The sequence below is a fragment of the Microbacterium sp. LMI13-1-1.1 genome (genome assembly GCF_040815625.1).
In the GTDB taxonomy this organism is placed as follows: Bacteria; Actinomycetota; Actinomycetes; order Actinomycetales; family Microbacteriaceae; genus Microbacterium; species Microbacterium forte.
In genome coordinates, this window is record NZ_JBFPNL010000005.1 from 378,361 (window position 1) to 392,182 (window position 13,822).

At 69.2% G+C, this 13,822-nt stretch carries 14 protein-coding genes and 1 pseudogene; 6 read left to right on the forward strand and 9 right to left on the reverse strand.

From position 1 onward, the window contains the following. Positions 1-45: 45 nt before the first annotated feature. Both argG and MRBLMI13_RS08725 read right to left on the reverse strand, forming a co-directional pair. A complete protein-coding gene (gene argG, locus MRBLMI13_RS08720; protein WP_042540357.1) occupies positions 46-1,479 on the reverse strand; it encodes an argininosuccinate synthase in 1,434 nt (477 codons plus the stop codon). 50 nt (positions 1,480-1,529) lie between these two features. Next, positions 1,530-1,934, reverse strand: a complete 405-nt coding sequence (locus tag MRBLMI13_RS08725) for a winged helix-turn-helix transcriptional regulator (RefSeq protein WP_042540359.1) — start codon at positions 1,932-1,934, stop codon at positions 1,530-1,532. A 99-nt stretch (positions 1,935-2,033) separates the two neighbouring features. Between MRBLMI13_RS08725 and MRBLMI13_RS08730 the strand changes: the two genes are divergently transcribed. The 5 genes from MRBLMI13_RS08730 to MRBLMI13_RS08750 all read left to right on the forward strand — a co-directional run bounded on the left by MRBLMI13_RS08730 (position 2,034) and on the right by MRBLMI13_RS08750 (position 7,189). Continuing rightward, the gene (locus MRBLMI13_RS08730) at positions 2,034-3,398 is read left to right on the forward strand and encodes an MFS transporter (RefSeq protein WP_367821840.1); all 1,365 of its coding nucleotides are present in this window, start codon (positions 2,034-2,036) and stop codon (positions 3,396-3,398) included. 13 nt (positions 3,399-3,411) lie between these two features. After that, positions 3,412-4,203 (forward strand): NAD(P)H-dependent oxidoreductase, encoded by a 792-nt coding sequence (locus MRBLMI13_RS08735; protein ID WP_367821842.1) that lies wholly within the window; start codon positions 3,412-3,414, stop codon positions 4,201-4,203. A gap of 91 nt (positions 4,204-4,294) precedes the next feature. Continuing rightward, on the forward strand, positions 4,295-5,002 hold the full coding sequence (locus MRBLMI13_RS08740; protein ID WP_367821844.1) for a ZIP family metal transporter: 708 nt from the start codon (positions 4,295-4,297) through the stop codon (positions 5,000-5,002). Positions 5,003-5,157: 155 nt separating this feature from the next. Then, positions 5,158-6,126 (forward strand): alpha/beta hydrolase, encoded by a 969-nt coding sequence (locus MRBLMI13_RS08745; RefSeq protein ID WP_367821846.1) that lies wholly within the window; start codon positions 5,158-5,160, stop codon positions 6,124-6,126. A 67-nt stretch (positions 6,127-6,193) separates the two neighbouring features. After that, positions 6,194-7,189 carry a hypothetical protein gene (locus MRBLMI13_RS08750; protein ID WP_367821848.1) on the forward strand — a complete coding sequence of 332 codons (996 nt, stop codon included), beginning with the start codon at positions 6,194-6,196 and terminating at the stop codon, positions 7,187-7,189. 35 nt (positions 7,190-7,224) lie between these two features. On the opposite strand, the gene MRBLMI13_RS08755 is transcribed toward MRBLMI13_RS08750, so the two are convergent. Beyond that, positions 7,225-8,346 carry a hypothetical protein gene (locus MRBLMI13_RS08755; RefSeq protein ID WP_367821850.1) on the reverse strand — a complete coding sequence of 374 codons (1,122 nt, stop codon included), beginning with the start codon at positions 8,344-8,346 and terminating at the stop codon, positions 7,225-7,227. Beyond that, positions 8,340-9,128 carry a hypothetical protein gene (locus MRBLMI13_RS08760; RefSeq protein ID WP_367821852.1) on the reverse strand — a complete coding sequence of 263 codons (789 nt, stop codon included), beginning with the start codon at positions 9,126-9,128 and terminating at the stop codon, positions 8,340-8,342. Before MRBLMI13_RS08760 ends, MRBLMI13_RS08755 begins: the two co-directional genes overlap by 7 nt. Here MRBLMI13_RS08760 and MRBLMI13_RS08765 point away from each other — a divergent pair. After that, positions 9,127-9,636 carry a hypothetical protein gene (locus MRBLMI13_RS08765; RefSeq protein WP_367821854.1) on the forward strand — a complete coding sequence of 170 codons (510 nt, stop codon included), beginning with the start codon at positions 9,127-9,129 and terminating at the stop codon, positions 9,634-9,636. The two genes, MRBLMI13_RS08760 and MRBLMI13_RS08765, sit on opposite strands and share 2 nt — an antisense overlap. A gap of 15 nt (positions 9,637-9,651) precedes the next feature. On the opposite strand, the pseudogene MRBLMI13_RS08770 reads toward MRBLMI13_RS08765, so the two are convergent. From MRBLMI13_RS08770 to MRBLMI13_RS08790, 5 genes and pseudogenes are all read right to left on the reverse strand, one after another. Further along, positions 9,652-10,032, reverse strand: a pseudogene (locus MRBLMI13_RS08770) (VWA domain-containing protein); the annotation flags it as partial. 113 nt (positions 10,033-10,145) lie between these two features. Next, positions 10,146-11,132 (reverse strand): vWA domain-containing protein, encoded by a 987-nt coding sequence (locus MRBLMI13_RS08775; protein WP_309692701.1) that lies wholly within the window; start codon positions 11,130-11,132, stop codon positions 10,146-10,148. After that, positions 11,123-11,614: a hypothetical protein gene (locus MRBLMI13_RS08780; protein ID WP_056375135.1), complete on the reverse strand. Its 492-nt coding sequence runs from the start codon at positions 11,612-11,614 to the stop codon at positions 11,123-11,125. The genes MRBLMI13_RS08775 and MRBLMI13_RS08780 overlap by 10 nt, the downstream gene beginning before the upstream one ends. Then, positions 11,601-12,488, reverse strand: coding sequence for a DUF58 domain-containing protein (locus MRBLMI13_RS08785; protein ID WP_042540377.1), 888 nt, complete (start codon positions 12,486-12,488; stop codon positions 11,601-11,603). Before MRBLMI13_RS08785 ends, MRBLMI13_RS08780 begins: the two co-directional genes overlap by 14 nt. Before the next feature lie 7 nt (positions 12,489-12,495). Continuing rightward, positions 12,496-13,647 carry an AAA family ATPase gene (locus MRBLMI13_RS08790; RefSeq protein WP_367821857.1) on the reverse strand — a complete coding sequence of 384 codons (1,152 nt, stop codon included), beginning with the start codon at positions 13,645-13,647 and terminating at the stop codon, positions 12,496-12,498. Between the last annotated feature and the right edge of the window lie 175 nt (positions 13,648-13,822).

Sequence of the window (13,822 nt, forward strand, 5' to 3'; positions counted from 1 at the left end):
GGGGGCGGATGCCGCAGCATCCGCCCCCTCTCTGAAACCGTCAGATCAGTCGAGTCCGGAGTCGAACGCCGCACCCTCGGATGCGTTGTCGACCGCATCGGCGAGGTTCTCGTCGACCTCCTCGACGGAACCCGTGATCTCGCCCGATTCGCCGGCCGTGACGCGTCCGACGAGCTCGCCGGTCGCGCCGCCGATGAGGCCGAGGCCCGCATACTGCTCGAGGCGCGAGCGCGAGTCGGCGATGTCGAGGTTGCGCATCGTGAGCTGTCCGATGCGGTCGACCGGGCCGAACGCGGCGTCGCCGACGCGCTCCATCGAGAGCTTCTCGGGGCCATACGACAGGTTGGGCGACGTGGTGTCGAGGATCGTCCAGTCGTCTCCGCGGCGCAGGCGGATCGTGACGGTGCCCGAGATCGTGAGGCCGACCCAGCGCTGGATCGACTCGCGGAGCATGAGCGACTGCGGCTCGAGCCAGCGTCCCTCGTACATGAGGCGACCGAGACGGCGACCCTGCTCGTGGTAGGTCGCGAGGGTGTCTTCGTTCAGGATGCCGTTGACGAGGCGCTCGTAGGCGATGAAGAGCAGCGCCATGGCCGGAGCCTCGTAGATGCCGCGCGACTTCGCCTCGATGATGCGGTTCTCGATCTGGTCGCTCATGCCGAGGCCGTGGCGTCCGCCGATGGTGTTGGCCTCCATGACGAGGGCCACCGGGTCGGTGTACTCGACGCCGTTGATGGCGACCGGGCGTCCGGCCTCGAACGTGACGGAGACGTCTTCGGTCTCGATCGCGACGGAAGGGTCCCAGAACTTCACACCCATGATCGGGTCTACCGTCTCGAGCGAGACGTCCAGGTGCTCGAGGGTCTTGGCCTCGTGCGTGGCACCCCAGATGTTGGCGTCGGTCGAGTACGCCTTCTCGACCGAGTCGCGGTAGGGGAAGTCATGGGCGACGAGCCATTCGCTCATCTCCTTGCGGCCGCCGAGCTCGGTGACGAAGTCGGCGTCGAGCCAGGGCTTGTACACGCGCAGGCGCGGGTTGGCCAGCAGGCCGTAGCGGTAGAACCGCTCGATGTCGTTGCCCTTGTAGGTCGAGCCGTCTCCCCAGATGTCGACGCCGTCTTCCTTCATGGCGCGCACGAGCAGCGTGCCCGTGACGGCGCGGCCGAGGGGCGTCGTGTTGAAGTAGGTGCGTCCGCCCGAGCGGATGTGGAAGGCGCCGCATGACAGTGCGACGAGACCCTCTTCGACCAGGGCGGTCTTGCAGTCGACCAGACGCGAGGCCTCGGCGCCGTATTCGAGAGCGCGACCGGGGATCGACTCGATGTCGTCTTCGTCGTACTGCCCGAGGTCGCCGGTGTACGTGTAGGGGACGGCACCCTTGTCGCGCATCCAGGCGACGGCGACGGAGGTGTCGAGTCCTCCGGAGAAGGCGATGCCGACGCGCTCGCCGACGGGAAGTGACTGGAGGACCTTGGACATGCTTCCCAGTCTATCGGCGGCGTGTCGGCTGTTTCGGACGGGAAGGAGAGTCAGCGCGCGACGGCGGCGTCGAGCGTCTCGGGTTCGGCGGCGAGCCGTTCGAGCTCGCCTCGCTGGTGAGCCGCATACCGACCGCCCCAGTCGGTGAGCGCGTCGACGAGGGGCATCGACCCCCGACCGAGGTCGCTCAGCCGGTATTCGACCTTGGGTGGCACCTGGCGGTACACCGTGCGGATGAGCAGCCCGTCGTCTTCGAGCTCACGCAGCTGACGGGTGAGCACGCGAGCGGTCGGCTCGTCGAGCAACCTGCTGAGCTCGCCGAATCGCAGCACCTCATGCTCGCCGAGCAGGCTCAGGATGCTGGGCTTCCAGGCCCCGCCGAGCACCGCGATCGAGACCTCCGCGTCGCACGCGTCGCCCCACTCGCGGACGATGCGCTCCGTCTTCTCCCTCATGGGATCCGCCTTCCGTTCGCGCCATGGTATCCAAACGGTCACTATGTACCCTGAATGACCGTACTTGCCTGAAGTGTACTCGCCCACGAGACTGAGGCGGTGACCTTCTCGATCCCTGCGGCATCCGCTCGTCCGCGCACGGCCATGCATCCGTGGCTCGCCATGATCCCGCTGCTTCTCGGCATCCTGATCGGGGCGCTCGCGATCAGCAGCATGTCGACCGCGCTGCCCGCGATCCGCGGCGACCTCACCCTCAGCGACAGCGGTGCCCTGTGGCTCGTCGACGTCTACGCGCTCTCGTTGGCGGCGACCCTGATCATCGCCGCCCGGATCGGCGATGCGTTCGGGCGCAAGCGCATCGTGCTCGCAGGCCTCGCGGGCTTCGCCGTGCTCAACCTGGTGGGCGGGTTCGCCCAGGACGGGATGCTGCTGATCGTCGTCCGCGCGCTCCTCGGCGTCGCCGAGGCCTTCGTCGTGGCCGGCGTCGTCGCCACGATCGGCGCGCACTATCACGCGCGACAGCGAGTGCTGGCCTATGGCATGTGGACCGCGACGTTCGGCGCGGGCAGCGCACTCGGCCCCGTGCTCGGGGGCCTCGTCACGGAGGGTCCGGGGTGGCGATGGCTGCTGCTGGGGAGTGTGCCGCTCGCGGTCGTCGCCGGTGTGCTCGCGATCTGGCTCGTGCCCGACTCCCGCAGCTCGCGACGGCCGTCGTGGGACATCCTCAGCATCCTGTCGTCGATCGTCGCGCTCGGCGCCCTCGTCTTCGCCCTGCACGAGGTGCTCGCCGCTCCCCTCGCCGCGGGCATCGCCGGAGTGGTCGCGGTCGGCACGCTCGTGTTCTTCATCCGCCGGCAGCGCACCCTCGCCGAACCGCTCATCGACATGCGGCTCTTCCGAGTACCCGGTTTCAGCCCCGCCATCGTGCGCATCGTGGCGAGCGGCGGTGTGTCGACGGCATCCGTTCTCCTGGTGAGCCTGCACCTGCAGGATGCCAGGGGCTTCAGCGCGGCCGAGGCCGGAATCGCGATTCTCCCGCAGGCTGTGGCGATCGCGCTCGGCGGGGTGCTGGCCCCTCTGTTCCTGCGGTGGCTGAGCTCACCCACGCTCACGGTGCTCGCTCTCGTCGTGCAGGGCGCGGGGCTCATCTGGCTGTCGACCGGGGTCGATCTCGTCGCGATCCCGCTCGTGCTGATCGGAGGGGGATTCGGGGTCGCGGCGACGCTCGCCGCGACCACGCTCTTCGACGTGACGACCGAAGACGACGCCGGTCAGGTGGGGGCGATCCAGGAGGTCGGCTTCGCCCTCGGCGGCGGTCTCGGCATCGCGGTGCTCGGCACGATCGCCGTGATGGCCGGATCTCTCGGATTCGTCGTCGCCCTCCTCATCGCAGCCGGGGCGGTCGTCGCCGCCGCACTCCTGCCGCTGTGGCGGCGCACGGCTCGCCACCCCGTCTCCCACTGAAGAAAGGCCATCCGTGTCCGCATCACGCCCGACCGTCCACTGGATCTATGCCCACCCGCAGGAGAACTCCTTCAACGCCCGACTGTTCCGCGACGGAGTCGAAGCCCTCTCGCGCGACCACGACGTCGAGATCACCGATCTGTATGCTCAGCGGTTCGACCCCGTCCTCGCCGCCCAGGACCTCGGCGAGCCCCACGGCAGGGAGGGCAACATCGTCGATCTCATGGGCGAGGCGTTCGCCGCGGGGCAGCTGCCGGCGGATGTGACCGAGGAGCAGCGCAAGCTCAGGGCCGCAGATCTCGTCGTGCTCCAGTTCCCGCTGTGGTGGTACGGCCCGCCGGCGATCCTGAAGGGGTGGTTCGACCGCGTGCTCACCAACGGGTTCGCGTACGGACCGGTCGACGAGCAGACCGGTCTTCCGCTGCGGTACGGCGAGGGGCTTCTCGCGGGGCGCCGGGCCCTGGTGATCGTCACGGCAGGGGAGGACGACCGGTCCATCGGGGAACGGGGGATCAGCGGCGATCTGGACTCGCTGATGTTCCCGCTCACCCACGGAACCCTCTGGTACACGGGCATCGAGCCGCTCGACCTGCATGTCGTCCACGATGCGGACGGAATCGACGCGGCGGGCATCGATCACGAGAGCGCGCGCCTGGTCGAACGGCTCTCGGGGCTCGGCGACGAATCACCGAGCCATCCCTACCGCCGGCTGCGCGACGGCGACTATCACGGCACCCGAGCCCTCCGAGCGGATCTGCTCCCCGGTCGCACCGACCTCGGCATCCATCGCGTGACGGTCGAGTGAGCGGAGGAGCGATCCGACGCGCGCGCGTGTGAGCCCCCTCCTCTGCACATTCCGCGACGGTGGTGGCAGAGTGTCCGTGAAGGAGGACGGCATGGGCGGAGCGATCCTGTGGGGCGCGGTCGCCGCGTCGCCCCTCATCGTCGGCGCGATCCTCGCCCTGCTGCGCACCTGGCCACCGCGGTGGCTGGGCATCGTGCTCGGCTTCGGCGCGGGCGCCCTCATGGCGTCCATCGCGTTCGAGCTGTGGGAGGAGGGGCTCGATCTCGCGGGCCCCATCCCCCTGATCGTCGGCGTCGTCGCGGGAGCCCTCGCGTACTTCATCGCCGACCGGATCCTCGATGCGCGAGCGGCGAAGTCGAAGGACAGCGGCGCGGGTGTCCCACTCGCGCTGGGCGCGCTGCTCGACGGCATCCCCGAGCAGCTCGTGCTCGGCATCGGCCTGGCATCGGGCGAGCCGGTGAGCATCGCGCTCGTCGTGGCGATCGTGGTCTCGAACCTGCCAGAGTCGATCGGCTCGGCCGCCGACTTGCTGAAGGGCGGTATGGCCAAGTCGCGCGTGCTGCTGCTCTGGGCCGGCATCTCGGTGATCTGCGCCCTCGCGACCGTCGCGGGCTTCGGGCTCGCGAGCGCGACCGGCGATGAGTTCCGTGCGGGCGCGAGCGGCTTCGCGGCCGGTGCACTGCTCGTGATGCTCGTCGACTCGATGGTTCCCGACGCTCAGCAGAAGGCCAAGCAGGTGACGGGGCTCGCGACCGTGCTCGGCTTCGCGCTCGCCGCCGGGCTGTCGCTCGCGAGCTGAGAGCGGGTCAAGGCTGCCGCTGCCGGTGCGGCCGCCCGCCATCCGGCGGCCTCCCGGCCGCAGAACGGCCCTGTCTGGCGGGTTACGCTCGGGTGCGACCTCCGGGAGGCTGGCGGGACGCCGACATGACCGCGGCCGAGAACAAAGGAGTTCTGATGACCGAAACAACCCTTCGCCCTCCGTTCGACCCCGAACTGGAGGCCGCACTCGCGCTGGTCGCAGACACGCTGCCGTCGACCCTGACTGCCGAGATGATTCCCCTGCTGCGCCAGTCTCCCGTGAGCGGCGAGGACGAGATCTTCGCCGTGCTCGACGAGCGGGGCTTCACGCGCCGCGACGTGACCATCGCGGGTCACGAGGGCGACGAGATCGTCGTCTCGGTGGTCGAGAAGGCGGGGCGCACCGGCACGGGTCCTGGCTTCTTCCACACGCACGGCGGCGGCATGATCATCGGCAACCGCTGGCTCGGCGTCGTGGGCTTCCTCGACTGGGCGGAGCGCTTCAACGGCGTGATCGTGACAGTCGAGTACCGGCTTGCTCCGGAGTTCCCCGATCCGTACCCGGTCGAGGACTGCTACGCGGGTCTGGTGTGGACGGCCGAGAACGCTGCAGAGCTGGGCATCGATCCGAACCGCATCCTGATCGGTGGGGGCAGTGCCGGTGGCGGCCTGGCCGCGGGAACGACCCTGCTCGCGCGGGACCGCCGCGGCCCCGGGCTCATCGGTCAGCTGCTGATCTACCCCATGCTCGACGACCGCGATGAAAGTGTCTCGACCAGGCAGATCGACGGGATCGGCGTGTGGGACCGCGGGTCGAACATCACCGGGTGGACCGCCCTTCTCGGCGGACGCAAGGGCACCGACGACGTCTCGATCTATGCGGCTCCGGCGCGCGCCACGGACCTGACCGGTCTTCCGCCCGCCTTCATCGACTGCGGAAGCGCCGAGGTGTTCCGCGACGAGGACGTCGACTACGCGACCAGGCTGTGGGCGGCCGGCGTGCAGGCCGAGCTGCACGTATGGGCCGGCGGGTTCCACGGCTTCGACATGTTCGCTCCGCACACGGCCGTCGCGCAGGCGATGCTGGCCGCCCGCGACGACTGGGTGAACCGGCTGCTCGGGTGACCTTCGGCACCCTACGGGCTCGGTCGATGAACCCGTAGGGTGGAAGCCCCGCGCGATGGAGCCCGACATGCAAGATCTGCTGGGGCGGCTCACCGCCCTCGACCCGGATGCGAGCGAGACCCTCAAGGTCGTCTCCTACTTCGACACGCTCATCGCCCGTGCAGTCGGCATCGAGAGCATGCTGCGCGGGGCCGCCGTGCTGAGCGGTGCCACCGTGGGGCAGCGCGACGCCCGACAGATCATCCGGGTGCGCGCCGACGGGGTGCGCATCGATCCGATCGACCCCGGTGACAGGTGGATGCTGCGTGAGAGCGGCCCGGAGGCCGTCGCCTGGATCGAGCGCGAGGGGGACCCGCACACGAATGACGCGATGATCCTCGAGCGCCTCACGCTGGCGCTCGGCATCCTCCGTGCCCGCCGCGCAGGCGACGCGGGGAGCGCCGTGGAACTGGCGATCAGCGAGTTCGCGAGCGAGGGGGAGCGCGTCTCGGCACTGGCGAGGCTCAGGATTCCGGTCCTTCCGGTGGCGGTCGTGGCCTCGCCGCCCGACCCCGCGCCGCTGCCGCAGCATCCCTCCGTCGTGGTCGCGACCAGACACGGCTTGACGAGGGCGACGATCGTCGTCGAGGGAGCGCCCGTGGATCGGGTGTGGACGGACGCGACAGGCCTGCGTCTGGGCGTCGGAACCGCGGGGCCCGGAGAGCACCTCCCCGAGTCGTGGGCGGAGGCACTGATCGCCGCGCGTCTGAGCACCGCCTCCGAACCCGTGGTGGCCGCAGACGACCTGGGTGCCCTGCTCCTGATCGCCACCGCCGCGGAGTCTGGCGACATGCATCCGGATGCTGCTGCGCTCGCGCGCCTCGACGCCCGCAGTCGGGAACTGCTCGACGCCGTGGTCGACGAGCTGAGCGTGCGTGCCGCAGCCGTGCGCCTGGGGCGCCACCACTCCAGCGTGCAGGACCGCCTCACCGCGCTGATCGGCGTCCTCGGCTACGACCCGAGGTCGTCGCGCGGGCACGCCCGCTACGTGCTGGCGCGCATGCTGTTCTCGCTCTCCGGCTGAAGGGCGGGTCGGACGCGCGACCTGCTCACCGGGACTCAGAACCCGGGGTACTCCTGCAGCTTCTCCTCGAACTCGGCGCGGTCGGCCTCGCTGAGCACTGCGCTCGCGATGACGACCATCTGCAGCCCCTCGAGCGGTTCTCCGGTGCGGGCGTTCTGCGCCTCCCGGGTCTTCAGGAAGTCGCCGGACGGGTCGTTCGAGAGGTCGAAGATGTTCGCGTAGAAGCGCATCGGATCGGGGTAGTTCTCGGTGTAGTACTCCCACGTGTGCTGTTCACGGGGGTCTTCGCTGCCGTAGAGCTTCGCGATCATCGACGGGTCGATTCCCGAGTACTCGCCGTTGAACGAGTACAGCGACGGCAGACCGTGCTCGGCGACCACCTCGTCGATCGTGGCCATGACCTCGAGCTTGAGGCTGTAGTCCTGGATCGGCTCGGTCGTCGCCCAGCCGACGGAGGTGTATTCGATGAGCATCGACTCTCCGCCGTAGCCGTTGCGCTCGGGGCGCAGATCCTCGTCGCCGACCTGCACCCAGTCGTACCCGTATTCGGCGGTGACGCGCTCGCGGATGTCGGCGAACAGGCTGTCCGCCTCGGCCTGCACCTCTTCGAGCGACTGCTGCCGCAGCGCATCCTGCGGGTCCGTGCCCTTGATGCCCGGGTAGGCCTCTTCGTGCTTCTGCTCGTCGGTCTTCATGCCGTCGTAGCTGCCGGAGGCCGAGGTCTGCAGTGCGCCGATGCCGCCCACCGTGGCGACGTTGAAGATCAGGGTGATCGCGAGGGCGACGGCTCCCAGGGTGCGTCCACGGGCGGTGAACAGCGCGCCGATGATGACGGCGACGACCACCAGCTGCAGGGCCAGCATCGTCACGCCGTAGAGCGCGTCGGTGGCGCCGACGGCCAGCGTGATCAGCAGGATCAGAGCGAACAGGATGCCGACGACGAGCGCGACCCAGCCGAATGCGTTCGCCGGCTTCTTCTCCCCCGACGCGCCCTCGGCTGCGGTCGCCGTGCCCGACATGGCCGGGGCACCCGGATGCTGCACGACGGGGCCGGCCTGACGGCGTGCATTGCGATAGCCGCCGGGCGGCGGCACGGGTGGCGCACCCTCGGAGCCGGCGACGTAGCGCGCCCGCTGCTTCTCGTGATCCATCACCATGGCTTGTCCGTCCCCGAGCCGCCGCCGTCGTCGCCCTGCTGCTGATCGCGCTCCTGCGTGCCCTGCTCGAGCTTCTTCTCGAGCTCTTCGAGCTTCTCCTCCGAGGGCTGCGGCTCCTGCTCCTGCTGCTCCTCCGGGGGTGGCTGCTGCTCGTTCTGCTGCTTCTGCTTCAGACGGTCTTCGAGGTCTTCCTTGCTCTGCTGCATGTCGCGGTCAGGGTCGGACGACTGCTCCTGGGCCTCTTCGCTGTTGCATTCCTCGGGCGTCTCGGTCGTCAGGGTGAGTGCTTCGCCGTAGAACTCTGCGGCTGCTGCACCGTCGCCGTCGGCCCGAGCCGCGTCTCCCATGCGCTCGAGCACCAGTCCCAGGTTGATGCGCACCGTGCACACCTCGAGACCGGTCGCGAGGTCGAGCGACTCCTCGAGTTTCCCCCGCGCCTCCGGCAGCTTCTCGGCGCCGGCGAGAGCGGTGCCCACGTTGAACGGCGCCTTGTAGGGCTCGAACCAGTTGAGGAACTCCTGGCCTCGGGCCGATGCCTCGGAACCCGAGTAGTCGTCGGCCACATAGGCGGTGATCGACTGGTGCGCGAACGCGTACATGCTGAGGATCTTGCCGACGAACAGCAGCGCCGCCAGCGCGAGGGGCAGGGTGCCGATCGCGATCCACCGTCGGATGCTGCGCCGCCGGCGATTCGAGGCGAGCAGCGCAGCGGCGGCCGACGCCCTCAGGTCGTCGGGGCTGACGGGTGGCGTCGCGCCCGCCTGGGTCGACAGATCGGTCATGCGGCACCTCCGTCGGTCGGTGTCTTCCGGCGCGGCGACGCCGACGGCGCTCGCAGCAGACGCAGCCGGGCGACGAGATGCTCGCCCTCGCGAGCTCCACCCCGAGCAGCGCCACGACGACGAGGGCGGCGATCCAGTACAGCTCGGTCACGGTGCCGACCGAACCCGACTCGGCGTAGCTGGTGGTGGTCGACGGGGCGTCGGGCAGTGTCAGCTCGGCGTCCGCCGTGCGGTGCTGGTACTCGACGCCGAGATCCGCGGCGATCGCCTCGAGGTTCGCCTCGTCGATCACCGACAGCGCGTTCGCCCCCTGATATTCGATGTACTCGCTCGACGAGCCGTCGACGCCGCCGGTGGTGAGCCTCATCGGCCCGCCTTCGGCGGTGCCGTAGCCGAGCACGGCGCCGGCGTCCGTGAGCTTCTCGCTGCCGTCGAACGGCTCGGGCGGCGACGTCACCGTCTGCTCGCCGTCGCCGAAGTAGAACACCATGCGCGAGCGGTCGGGTGAGGCCTCGGCCGCGTTCGACAGCGTGTCGGTGAGCAGCTGGTTGGCGATGCCGATCGAGCTGCCGCGCGACTGGCTCGTCACCTCGGGGCGGAGCACCTCGAGCGATGAGACGAGCGCGGTCGTATCGGTGGTGAGCGGCATGCGCAGATCCGCCGAGGCGTCGAAGGTGATCAGGGCGAAGCGGGCGCCCGGGTACTCGTCGACGATGGCCTGCACGTCGGCGCGGACGCCGTCCAGGCGCGGCTCGTCGCCGTTCCAGTCCTCGGCGACGATGCTCGCGGTCGTGTCGACGACGAGCACGATGTCGGTGTCGGTGGCGAGGGTCTCTGTCGCACCCCCGGGGATCCCCGGGCGCAGGAACATGACGAAGCACGCGAGCAGCATGACCAGCCGCATGGCCCACAGCGCCCTGTCGCGTCCTTTGGCCTTGGTCAGCGCGATCACGGCGAGAGCGGCCACCGGCGCGCAGAGAAGCGCCAGGAGGAAGACGTTGAGCACGGGCTGGAAGATCACAGTCTCACCCTCCAGAGCACGACGATGAACGAGAGCATCGAGATCATCAGCACGACGATCCAGAGGTTCGGGGCGTCGGTCCAGACGACCTGCGCCTGACCCTGCAGCGCGGCCGCCTCCTGCTCCTGCACCTGCGCGACGATGTCGCTCACGGTGGTCGTGTCGCGCAGACCGTAGGCGGCGCCACCTGTGGCTTCGGCGGCCTTCGCGAGCTCCGCGCTGACGTCGGCGTCTTTGCCCTGAACCGGGTTGAGCGCGAACACCCGCACCCCGTTCGAATCGGCGTACGCCGCCGCCTCGTCGAGAGTCACGATCGAGGCGCCGTTGACCTCGTTGTCGGTCGCGAAGATGATCGATCGCGACCGCTCGTCATCGGGGTGGTCGAACGCCATCGCGCACGCGGCAAGGCCGTCGCCGATCAGCGACGCGCCGTTGCCGTTGAGCGTGCCGACCCAGTGCTCGGGGATCGACTCGGTGAACTCGAAGCTCTCTCGGATGCTCTGCAGGTGGTCGCGGATGAACTCGTAGTCATCGGTCAGGGGGAAGATCTGCACGGGCGAGCTGTTGAAGATCGTGAGGCCGATGCGCTCGCCCTCGAAATCCTCGAGCAGCTCCTCGAAGACCGTGAGCACCTCGACGTCGACCTCGCTCATCGACCCTGAGACGTCGAGGCACAGCATGATGTCGCGGCTCGTGTTGACGGGCTGGATGGTCTGCGACGCCATCGGGCGCGCCGAGACGACTCCGGCGGCCAGGGTCGCGACCACGCCGATCAGCAGGATGCTCGACAGCGCCAGCACTCGTCGGTTCAGCGCCTGCCGGAAGGTCGGAAGCGCGCGCAGCCGCTCGGCTCGGGCGACACGAGCGCGCTCGTGCGCCTCGGTCTTCGCAGTGCTGCGCAGACCGATCACGATGCCGAGCGCGATCGCGATCACGACGACGCCGACGGCGACGAGGATGAGCCACCCGTTCGCTAGTGCCATGTGCGCACCACCGTTCTGGCCGCCTCGGCGCCGGCGATCGGATCGATCGCAGGGCCCGGTCGGAAGATGCTCGGATAGTAATGACGGCCCATGGCATCGACCAGGGCGGGGTGCACTCCGCGAGCGACGAGATCGTCGAGGGCGAGCACAGGCGCCTCGAGGCCGCTGTATTCGTTCACGAACGTGCGCACCACCCGGCTGAGCTCGAGGTTCGCGTTGCGGGCCGAGAGCGTGCGTGCGCGGTAGTCGTCTTCGATGCGCTGGATGCGGTCGAAGTACTCGACCCTCAGCTGCGAGAGCACGTCGGTCGTGAGCAGGGTCGGTCCCTGGGCGTCGCGCGTCAGCGTGAGGTCACGCCGCGGACGCGTCAGGGCGACGATCAGCCACGCCGCCGCGATCAGCAGCAGGAGGATTCCGAAGGCGAGCAGGAGCCATCCCCAGCCGTATTGGAACGGCGGGTAGAGCTCATCAGAGCCGGGCATTCGACCTCCGATTCAGCAGCTGCAGCAGCTGCGAGACGGCGTCGTCCTGACCTGCCAGAACGCTGTGACTGATCTCCATGCGCTTGAGCAGCTCAGCCAGACGCGCGGCGTCGGCCTCGGTCTGCGCCGCGAGCTCGCGGATGATGTCGGGGTCGCCCTGCACGAAGTCGGGAACCTCCCACATGCTGTCGACATCGCTGCGGATGGTGCCCGTCGCGTGGTCGAGCACCGGGTCGGCGTCGCTCACGGTCAGCCACAGCACGTCGTGCTGCACGCGCAGTCGGCGCAGCATCCGCTCCGTCTCCGTCGTGACCGGCGCCTCGTCGGTGATGACGACGACGATCATGCGCCGTGAGACCGTGCGGGTCACGTAAGACAGGAGCGCGTCTCGGTCGCTCGACGCCGTGCTCGAGTCGATCGACTGATCGATCGTGCGCAGGGCATGCTCGAGCGCGCCCTCGCTGCGACCCGGAGCGCGACGGCGGATGCGGTCGGAATCGCCGTAGACGAGCGAGAAGTCGTCTCCGTGCCGAAGAGCGAGCACGCCGAGCACGCCGGTGGCGAGGATCGCGAGGTCCTTCTTCGACCTCTCGTCGTGCGCGAGTGCGGCCATCGAACGTCCGGTGTCGACCACGAACAGGATCGTGTGCATCCGCATCGCGCGGTGTCGCTTGACCAGCGGGGTGCCCAATCGTGCCGTGGCGCGCCAGTCGATGTCGCGCACCTGATCGCCGTACTCGTACTTGCGCAGGTCCTCGAAGTCGAGGCTGCGGCCGTGCAGCAGCGACGCGTAGGCGCCGTCGAGTGCGTGCAGCGACTTGCGCGACGAGTGGATGAAGAGCTTGCTCTTCACCTGGGCGATCAGGCTGGCCATGGCGAGGTCAGGGGGTGGGCACTGCGGCGAAGATCTGGTCGATGATCTCCTCGCTGCGGATGCCGTCTGCGTCGGCCTCGAAGGTCAGCAGCACGCGGTGGCGCAGCACGAGATGGCGCAGCGAGCGGATGTCTTCCGGGATCACGTGGCCGCGTCCGTTCAGCAGCGCCAGCGCTCGGGAGGCCTGCAGGAACGCGATGCTCGCACGAGGGCTCGCGCCGTACTTGATGAAGCGGGCGCGCTCTTCGCCGATGTACGGCGCGGGGTTTCGGGTCACGTACGCGATCGAGACGATGTAGTTGCGGATGGCCGGGTCGACGTAGATGCGACTCGCCACGTCCTGCAGCATGTGCACGTCGTCGAGGCTGATCGCGCTCGAGACATGGCGGTCGGGGTCGAGCACCCCCGAGTCGATGCGCCCGAGGATCTCGAACTCCTCGGCCGGGCTCGGGTACTCCACGATCTCCTTCAGCAGGAAGCGGTCCATCTGCGCCTCGGGCAGCTCGTAGGTGCCCTCCTGCTCGATCGGGTTCTGCGTCGCGATCACGAGGAACGGCTTGGGCAGGTGATGCACCTCGCCGCCGATCGTGGTCTGGTGCTCCTGCATCGCCTCGAGCATGGCGCTCTGGGTCTTGGCGCTCGACCGGTTGATCTCGTCGAGCAGCACGAAGTTCGCGTGCACCGGGCCGAGCACGGTGCGGAACGAGCCCGTCGCGGCGTCGTAGATCTGGTTGCCGGTGATGTCGCTGGGCAGCAGGTCGGGGGTGCACTGGATGCGCTTGAACTGCGCTCTGACCGTGTCGGCGAGCGTGCTCGCCGCGGTCGTCTTCGCGAGGCCGGGCACGCTCTCGAGCAGGATGTGCCCACCGGCGATCAGCGAGATCAGCAGGCTCATGCGCAGGCGCTCCTGGCCGACCATCTTGGCCGAGTACGCGTCTGACACGGTCTTGAGCACGGCACTTGCGCGCCGAAGCTCAGCCTCGGAAGGAGCCTCGGACTTCTTGCTCGCAGACGTCGACGCCGCAGGAGCGGACGCTGCGGATGCCTCGGCGCGGGTCGCAGGAGCGGGAGGGGCAGGCGGGGCGGCCTGGGTGGAGGGCGCCGGGGGCGGCGGCGGCGTCGAACCTGCAGAGGGGCCGGGCGCGTAGGGCTCGTTCATCGGTATGTCTCCTCGTTCCCACGGGGGACGCGTAGACGACCCCCCGTCGACCAGCGTAACCGCATCCGATCTCGCCGCTTCGGCCCGGGCACGGATGCAGGTCGAGATCACGGATGCACCATCCGGTGGCTCGACGTCGTCGACCCTGGTGCGAGCCGACGCGTATATCGGCAGG

Coding starts and splice junctions, on each gene's coding strand:
- MRBLMI13_RS08775 (WP_309692701.1), bottom strand. CDS start 11,132: ATGGCACTAGCGAACGGGTGGCTCATCCTCGTCGCCGTCGGCGTCGTC.
- MRBLMI13_RS08780 (WP_056375135.1), bottom strand. CDS start 11,614: ATGCCCGGCTCTGATGAGCTCTACCCGCCGTTCCAATACGGCTGGGGA.
- MRBLMI13_RS08750 (WP_367821848.1), top strand. CDS start 6,194: ATGCAAGATCTGCTGGGGCGGCTCACCGCCCTCGACCCGGATGCGAGC.
- argG (WP_042540357.1), bottom strand. CDS start 1,479: ATGTCCAAGGTCCTCCAGTCACTTCCCGTCGGCGAGCGCGTCGGCATC.
- MRBLMI13_RS08745 (WP_367821846.1), top strand. CDS start 5,158: ATGACCGAAACAACCCTTCGCCCTCCGTTCGACCCCGAACTGGAGGCC.
- MRBLMI13_RS08785 (WP_042540377.1), bottom strand. CDS start 12,488: ATGGCCAGCCTGATCGCCCAGGTGAAGAGCAAGCTCTTCATCCACTCG.
- MRBLMI13_RS08790 (WP_367821857.1), bottom strand. CDS start 13,647: ATGAACGAGCCCTACGCGCCCGGCCCCTCTGCAGGTTCGACGCCGCCG.
- MRBLMI13_RS08740 (WP_367821844.1), top strand. CDS start 4,295: ATGGGCGGAGCGATCCTGTGGGGCGCGGTCGCCGCGTCGCCCCTCATC.
- MRBLMI13_RS08765 (WP_367821854.1), top strand. CDS start 9,127: ATGCGGCACCTCCGTCGGTCGGTGTCTTCCGGCGCGGCGACGCCGACG.
- MRBLMI13_RS08755 (WP_367821850.1), bottom strand. CDS start 8,346: ATGGTGATGGATCACGAGAAGCAGCGGGCGCGCTACGTCGCCGGCTCC.
- MRBLMI13_RS08760 (WP_367821852.1), bottom strand. CDS start 9,128: ATGACCGATCTGTCGACCCAGGCGGGCGCGACGCCACCCGTCAGCCCC.
- MRBLMI13_RS08725 (WP_042540359.1), bottom strand. CDS start 1,934: ATGAGGGAGAAGACGGAGCGCATCGTCCGCGAGTGGGGCGACGCGTGC.